This window comes from Nocardioides pyridinolyticus (assembly GCF_054653575.1).
This window is the reverse complement of sequence record NZ_BAAIFY010000052.1, coordinates 1-6,667: the sequence shown is the minus strand read 5'-3', so window position 1 is coordinate 6,667 and position 6,667 is coordinate 1. Positions and strand designations below refer to the sequence as shown.

General features: G+C 70.5%; 6 protein-coding genes and 4 pseudogenes. 8 read left to right on the top strand and 2 right to left on the bottom strand.

Annotated features, from left to right (window positions below; translation table 11 throughout):
• Positions 1-56 precede the first annotated feature (56 nt).
• Together ACYQ0U_RS22335 and ACYQ0U_RS22330 are read left to right on the top strand one after the other, a co-directional pair.
• Positions 57-629, top strand: a pseudogene (locus ACYQ0U_RS22335) (cation transporting ATPase C-terminal domain-containing protein).
• Positions 626-1,471: an alpha/beta fold hydrolase gene (locus ACYQ0U_RS22330; protein ID WP_459976086.1), complete on the top strand. Its 846-nt coding sequence runs from the start codon at positions 626-628 to the stop codon at positions 1,469-1,471. Before ACYQ0U_RS22335 ends, ACYQ0U_RS22330 begins: the two are co-directional and overlap by 4 nt.
• Here the strand turns inward: ACYQ0U_RS22330 and ACYQ0U_RS22325 are convergent.
• Positions 1,401-1,976, bottom strand: a pseudogene (locus ACYQ0U_RS22325) (transposase); the annotation flags it as partial. The gene ACYQ0U_RS22330 and the pseudogene ACYQ0U_RS22325 overlap by 71 nt on opposite strands.
• Positions 1,977-2,068: 92 nt before the next feature.
• On the opposite strand from ACYQ0U_RS22325, the pseudogene ACYQ0U_RS22320 reads away from it, so the two are divergent.
• Positions 2,069-2,221, top strand: a pseudogene (locus tag ACYQ0U_RS22320) (GTP pyrophosphokinase family protein); the annotation flags it as partial.
• Positions 2,222-2,300: 79 nt separating this feature from the next.
• Positions 2,301-2,612, top strand: a complete 312-nt coding sequence (locus tag ACYQ0U_RS22315; RefSeq protein ID WP_459976087.1) for a hypothetical protein — start codon at positions 2,301-2,303, stop codon at positions 2,610-2,612.
• A 23-nt stretch (positions 2,613-2,635) separates the two neighbouring features.
• Here ACYQ0U_RS22315 and ACYQ0U_RS22310 read toward each other — a convergent pair whose 3' ends face one another.
• Complete coding sequence (locus tag ACYQ0U_RS22310; protein ID WP_459976084.1) at positions 2,636-3,481, bottom strand: universal stress protein; 846 nt, start codon at positions 3,479-3,481, stop codon at positions 2,636-2,638.
• A 127-nt stretch (positions 3,482-3,608) separates the two neighbouring features.
• Between ACYQ0U_RS22310 and ACYQ0U_RS22305 the strand changes: the two are divergent.
• The 4 genes and pseudogenes from ACYQ0U_RS22305 to ACYQ0U_RS22290 form a co-directional block, all read left to right on the top strand.
• A pseudogene (locus tag ACYQ0U_RS22305) lies at positions 3,609-4,007 on the top strand (hypothetical protein); the annotation flags it as partial.
• A 274-nt stretch (positions 4,008-4,281) separates the two neighbouring features.
• On the top strand, positions 4,282-4,470 hold the full coding sequence (locus tag ACYQ0U_RS22300) for a universal stress protein (RefSeq protein ID WP_459976082.1): 189 nt from the start codon (positions 4,282-4,284) through the stop codon (positions 4,468-4,470).
• A 188-nt stretch (positions 4,471-4,658) separates the two neighbouring features.
• The gene (locus tag ACYQ0U_RS22295) at positions 4,659-4,976 is read left to right on the top strand and encodes a hypothetical protein (protein ID WP_459976080.1); all 318 of its coding nucleotides are present in this window, start codon (positions 4,659-4,661) and stop codon (positions 4,974-4,976) included.
• Positions 4,973-6,667: cation-translocating P-type ATPase (locus ACYQ0U_RS22290; RefSeq protein ID WP_459976079.1), on the top strand; the 1,695-nt coding region annotated here is incomplete at its 3' end. The genes ACYQ0U_RS22295 and ACYQ0U_RS22290, both read left to right, overlap by 4 nt.

The window sequence follows — 6,667 nt, the reverse complement described above, 5'->3', positions numbered from 1 at the left end:
TCATCGCCGCCATCCTCACCTTCATCGCCGCCGTCATCGCCGGCCTCGCCGCGTCGATGACCGCGGTGCAGGTGCTGTGGGTCAACCTGATCACTGACGGTCCACCGGCGCTGGCGCTCGGTCTGGACAAGCCGAACCGGCGCACCATGGACCGACCGCTGCGACCCGCCGGGAACGGATCCTGTCGTGGCCGCGGCTGACCCGGATGGCGCTCACCGCCGTTGTCATGGCCGCCGGCACCCTGGCGGTCCTCGCGGCCACCGACCACAGCCACGGCACCCGGTACGCCACCACGTTCGCGTTCACCACCTTCGTGCTGTTCCAGGTCGCGAACGCGTTCAACGTCCGCACCGAGCACGAGTCCGCGTTCTCCCGCACCCTGCCCCCGAAACCGGTGGCTGCTGGCCAGCCTCACCCTGGTCGTGGCCCTGCCGATCCTCGCCGTCCACGTCGGGTTCCTCCAAGGACTGTTCGGCACCGTCGCGCTCGACCCACTGCACTGGGCAGCCGCAGCCGGCGTCGCGTCCCTGGCGCTAGGCACCGGTGAACTCGACAAGGCGGTGCGCCGCCGTCGGGACCGCCGACGCATCCCAAAGCCGACCCGGGACCGAACCGAGGTATCCCGATGAGCACGCGGCCAACCAGCTACGCCGACTACCCCCCGTCGCGGCAGTACCGGGGCTTCTTTCCGCCCGTGATGCGGCTGCTGGACGACGCGGCCGTCACCGAGACGTGGTGGGAGTGGGGTGCCCTTCACGTCCACGTGGACCGCGTCGAGCCGGAAACCGTGCAGACGCCAAAGGGAACCGTGATCCTGGTTCACGGTGTCGGCGGGTACGGACGCATCGTGCTGCCGTTCGGGGCGCCGGCGCTACGCGCCGGCTGGCGCCTGGTCGCTCCGGACCTGCCCGGCTACGGGCTCACCGACGCCGACGACCGGCACCTGAGCTTCGAGACGTGGGTCGACTGCGTCCGCGACCTGGTCACGGTCGAACGCGAGGGCACCGGCGGGCCGGTCGTCGTGTACGGGCTCAGCCTGGGCGGAGTCGTCGCCTACCACGCGGTCGCGCCCGGCGCGCCCGCCGCTGGCCTCATCGTCACCACCCTCACCGATGTTACCGACCCCGCCGTCGTCGCCGGCTTCTCCCGGTTCCCCCGACTGACGCGCGTCGGGTTCGAGCTGATGAAGGGACTTCCGATGCTCACCGACCCGTTGCCGATGCCGCCGGGGCTGACCGCGAAGATGACCCGCATCTCCAACAACCCCGACCTCGCCCGGCTGTGCGCGACCGACCCTTTCGGCGGCGGCGCCACTCTGCGTGGCCGGTTCTGGCGCACCCTGACCGGCGCCGCGCCACCGCAGCAGCCTGAGAAGTTCACGGCCTGCCCGGTCCTGGTCGCGCGTCGAGGTAGATCACCGGGTAGAGCGCCTCGAGCGGGCGGCGCTGCCAAGCCAGCACCTCCTCGCTGATCTCGTCGACGATCTTGGAGATCGTCTCGTGAGACAGCTCGGTCCCGATCGTGGTCGCCGGGTGATGGCCGATGTCGCGCATCGTCATCGCGCCGGCGTAGAGGCTGATGATCATCTCATCCAGGCCACCCAGCCGTCGGCTGCCCTTGGGCACCAGTCGCGGTGTGAACGAGCCATCGCGATCACGGGGGGTAGCCAGCTCAACGTCGCCGACCTGGGTCGAGACCGTCTTCGGCGTGAATCCGTTGCGCGAGTTGCCGAACGCGGGCGCTTCCGCGGAGCCCTTCTCGTAGCCGAGATGATCGGTCAACTCGGCCTGCAGACCACGCTCGAGCGCGGCCTTGATCAAGCCCGGGATCAGACCGTCCGCGCCGGTCATCTCGACCTCACCAGAGTCGATCCGGGCGAACAGCTCATCCAGGGCACCCGACGCAGCCAGCTCAGCGGCCACGTCCCTGCCCGACACCGGCGTCGAGCCCGGCTCTTCTGTCACGAGGTCCATCATGTTCCTTTCAGACCGACCAACCGCTTACACAGAAGATCTGACACCCCCAGGTAGAGACGAAGATCGCGATCCTGCGAGACGAGTTCCTGCACATGCACGACTACAACCCCATCGAGCACGTCACCAGCCGGGTCAAGTCCCCGGAAAGCATCCGGACCAAGGCCGAACGCCGGGGTCTCGACCCCACCTTGGACAGCGTGCGATCCAACATCACCGACATCGCCGGGGTGCGAGTGACCTGCAGCTTCGTCACCGATGCCTACCGCATCTTCGAGCTGTTGACGGCCCAGGACGACATCACGATCCCCAAAGGTCTCCGACTACATCGCCACACCGAAGGCCGACGGCTACAGGAGCCTCCACGCCATCATCGAGATCCCGGTCTTCCTCTCCTCCGGTCCCGTGAGTGTTCCGGTGGAGCTCCAACTGCGCAGCATCGCGATGGACTTCTGCCAGCCTCGAGCACAAGATCTACTACAAGTACGACGGGGCGGTCCCCGACGCGCTGCGGCGAGAGCTCAAAGAGGCAGAGCAGACCGCCAACGAGCTGGACTCACGGATGGAGCGGCTGCACCGAGAACTACATGGCTGACCTCGGCGGGGACACGCACCAGCACGCTTCGACGGTTCCCGTGACCTGAGGGTTGGGCTGGGCGTGATCACGACGAGCGGGGTGCCTGGGGCACCACGGCCACGGTGGTGTGGGCGCGCTCGACGACCGTGTTGGCGATGGAGCTGGTGAGGAGTCGTGCGAGCGAGGTCATGGGGTGGTGGCCGACGACGATCAGATCCCAGCCGCCGTGGCGTAGGCTGAGGGCCTCGTCGGCGAAGCCGTGCTTGAGGGTGAGGGTGACGGGCACACCGGGGTACTCCTCGGCGAGGCCGGCCACCGACGCCGAGAGGGCGGCGCGCAGATCCTCGAGATCTGGCTCGTCCACTGTCTCGCCTCGGGCCTCGCGGTACTGAGCGACGGCGGCTGCGGCGTCCCAGAAGGAGTGAAGGACGGTGAGGCGGAGGTCGCGCAGGGAGGCCTGGCGGTAGGCGAACTCGATGACCGGTAGCGACTCGGGCGTGCCGTCGGCGCCGACCATCACCCCGGTCTGGGCGTGGCCGTCGGTAGGGCGGCAGACGACCACCGGGCACGCGGCATGGGAGCTGACCGCGGAGCTGACCGACCCCAGCAGCATGCTCTTCACCGCTCCGCGACCCCGCGACCCCAGCACCAGCATGAGGGCGTGGTGCGAGGCGTCGAGGAGCACCTGACGTGGATCTCCGGGCACGACGTGACCGGTCACGGATAGATCGGGATGCAGCAGTTGCGCTGCCGCGACGGCGTCCTCGACGAGGGTGCCTGGCCCCTCGCCGACACAGACGACTGCAAGCTCGCGGTGCTCCAGCGCGGCCTGGTCGGCCGCCCATCGCACGGCCCGCGCGGCGTGTTCGGACCCGTCGGCGGCGACGAGGATCCGACCGCGGATGTGGGTGGCGTCCAGTGACCGGGTCATGAGGTGAGGATCGCCCAGTCCGCGCCCGGGTCGACACGGTCAAAGGGCTTTCGCGCCCGGGACCATCGGCCCTGCACCCTGCTGGCCGCCCGGCGGTAGAAGTCGTGGTGAAGGTGCGCGGTGGGAGGTGTCATGGGTTCAGCCACGTACACCGGTGCGAGCCAGCAGGTGGTCCGGAGCGTTGTCGTCGGTTCGACGGATCGGCGTCGGCGGGTGCGGCCCTAGAGTGGGCGATCGACGAGGCCCGGCTCCATGCGGTGCCAGTGCGGGTGTGCATCGCTGCCGACGTACCCGACGTCACTCACGTCAGGGCCTGCGCCGAACGGATCGTCGCGGGGAGGAACGCCGAGCTCGGCGGCGAGGTTCGCGCGGACTTCCGGGTCGATCCGGGCGCCGCCGCGGAGGTGCTTTGCGAGGCGTGCGGGGCGGGGGACCTGCTGGTGGTTTCGGGTCGCGAGGTCGCAATCCCGTGGCTGGTCTACTGCTGGGCTCGGTCAGCGCGGCGTGCCTGGCCCGCGCGGCGTGCTCGGTCGTCGTCCGGCTCGCTGCGAACTCGGCGGGGCCGCACGGCCGGGTGATTGTGGGCGTGGACACGTCCACGCCGGCCCGCCGTGCGCTCCACGTCGGGGCGTGTGAGGTGCGCCGGCGCACGGCAGAGTTGGACGTCATTCACGCCGTGCAGTGGGACCAACTGCACGATCCGGCGCTGATCGTGCCCGGCACCCAACAGCTGGTCTCGTGGACCACCGAGGTCGTGGACCACGAACAGCGGGAGTCCGGCATCTCCGGGCACCCCGCTGGTGGTCAACGGCGACCCCGCCGACGTCCTGGTCCGTCACAGCGCGACGGCCGACCTGCAGGTGCTGGGCTCAAGCGGCCACTGCGCGCTGGCGACCCTGGCCGTGGGCTCGACCAGCGGCTACTGCGCCCGCCACGCCGTCTGCCCGGTGATGGTCGTCCGGCCGAACTCCGATGGAGATGAGTCGTGACCGAGGCGTCGTCGATGCGGCGCGCGCACGACGTGGGGACCTTTGACCCTGGGGATGTCGCATCGGATCGGGCACGGTGGAGGTGTTGGAGGGGAGTACCCCAGCCACCGTGGCGTCGTCACTACGGCCGATCCGGCCCGGCGCGCGGGGCGGCACGTACCGCCGGGGGAGACCTCCACGGAGTCCGGATGCCGATGGAGGTGCACATCATGTTCCCCACCCCTACCGAACGGAGCGCCCTCGTGCTCGCTGAGGGCGGGGCGGGCGCCGTGCTGAGTGCAGGGCCGGCCACGGCCACGGAACTGGAGATGACCGGTCTCCTGATCGCGACCTTCGTGCCATTGCTCATCGCTTCCGGCGGCGAGGTCCTCGCCGTCCTCGGACTGCTCATCTGGACGACAGCATTGTTGGTGCCCCTCACCTTTGACGTCTCGCGCCTCGTACGCCGGCTGCGAAGCCGACGGGCATCCTGGAAGGGCGCGACCCGTCGCGAGATGTCGCGATGACCACTCCGAGCCTCCGCGACGCGCGAGCCGACGTGCACGCGCTCGACCCATACCTGGTGGATGCGCAGGTGCTCGCCGAGAGCATGGGGATCGACACCGCGAGCGGCCTGACCGACGCACAGGTGAGGCCGCTGCAGGCGGAGTTCGGCCCGAACCGACTGACCGAACAGCCTCCGCGTCCCGGGTGGAAGGTGTTCGGCGACCAGCTGCGCAGCGGGCTGTTCCTGATCCTGCTGGCCGCGGCCGCGCTGGCCGCGCTGGTCGGCGACCTGAAGGACGCAGCGATCATCGGTGTGGTCGTGCTGCTCAACGCCACCATCGGCTTCGTCGAGGAGCGCAAGGCGACCCGCAGCCTCGCCGCGCTCAAGCAGCTCCTGGTCCCGATGGCGACGGCCCGCCGCAACGGCGAGCTGGTGACCGTGCCGTCGGCCGACCTGGTGCCCGGCGACGTGGTGGCCCTCGAGGCCGGCAGCCGGGTTCCGGCCGACGGCCGGCTCCTCGTCGCTCACGACGTCGCCGTCGACCAGTCCTCCCTGACCGGGGAGTCGGTGCCGGTCGGCAAAGCGACCGAGCCCCTGACCGGGGAGGTGCCGCTCGCGGACCGGTCCAACCTGCTGCACGCCGGCACCGTGCTGGTGCGCGGCCGCGCTGACCTGCTGGTCACGGCCACCGGTATGCGGACCGAGGTGGGCCAGATCGCCGGGATGCTGTCCGGCACCACCCCGCCGCGCACGCCGCTACAGCAGCAGCTCGACGTGGCCGGCCGCCGGATCGCGCTGATCGGCATCGCCGCGGTGGTCCTGTACTCGATCGCCGCAGCCCTGCGCGGCGATGCCCTCGCCGACATCGCGCTGCGCGGCGTCGCCCTGGCAGTCGCGGCGGTCCCGGAGGGCCTGCCCGCGGTCCTTGCGCTCGTCCTGGCCGTCGGGGTGCACCGGATGGCCGCCCACGGCGCGATCGTGCGGCGCCTGGCCTCGGTGGAGACCCTGGGATCGGCCACGGTGATCTGCACCGACAAGACCGGCACCCTGACCCGCAACCACATGACGGTACGCCAACTCGCCACCGCCGGGCACGCGCTCGACAAGCCCTCGGGTCACGATCGTGACACCCAGCGGCTGCTGGCCGCGTTCGTGCTCTGCAATGACGCCACCGGTACCGGGGACGACGCGGTGGGCGACCCGATGGAGACCGCACTGCTGGCCGCCGCCACCCGCCAGGAGCTCGACATCGACACCGCCCGCGCAGCTGCGCCGAGGATCGCGGAACTCCCGTTCTCCGCCGAGGCCAAGTACATGGCTACCGTCCACCGCGGCGCCGACGGCACCGTCGCGATCACCGCCAAGGGGGCTCCGGACGTCCTGCTGCACCGCTGCGGGCACGCCCTGATCAACGGCGTACCCGTCCGTCTCGACGATGAGCTCCGGGCACGACTGCTGGGGGCGGTCGAGGAGATGGCCTCCGCGGGGCTGCGAGTGCTGGCCGCCGCCGACGCGACCGCTGCCACCGCTCCTGCCCGGGTGGGCGACTCATGGACTCCTGAGGCGGTTGCCCGAGCGGCCGACGGCCTGGTGTTCCTGGGCTTCGCCGGCATCGCCGACCCGCCCCGCCCCGAAGCAGTCGAGGCAGTCACCCTGTGCCGGCGAGCCGGCATCGCGGTCAAGATGATCACCGGCGACCACGTCGCCACC

Excerpts from the sequence above, each read along its gene's own strand:
- ACYQ0U_RS22330 (WP_459976086.1), top strand. The coding sequence starts at position 626 with ATGAGCACGCGGCCAACCAGCTACGCCGACTACCCCCCGTCGCGGCAG.
- ACYQ0U_RS22310 (WP_459976084.1), bottom strand. The coding sequence starts at position 3,481 with ATGACCCGGTCACTGGACGCCACCCACATCCGCGGTCGGATCCTCGTC.
- ACYQ0U_RS22295 (WP_459976080.1), top strand. The coding sequence starts at position 4,659 with ATGCCGATGGAGGTGCACATCATGTTCCCCACCCCTACCGAACGGAGC.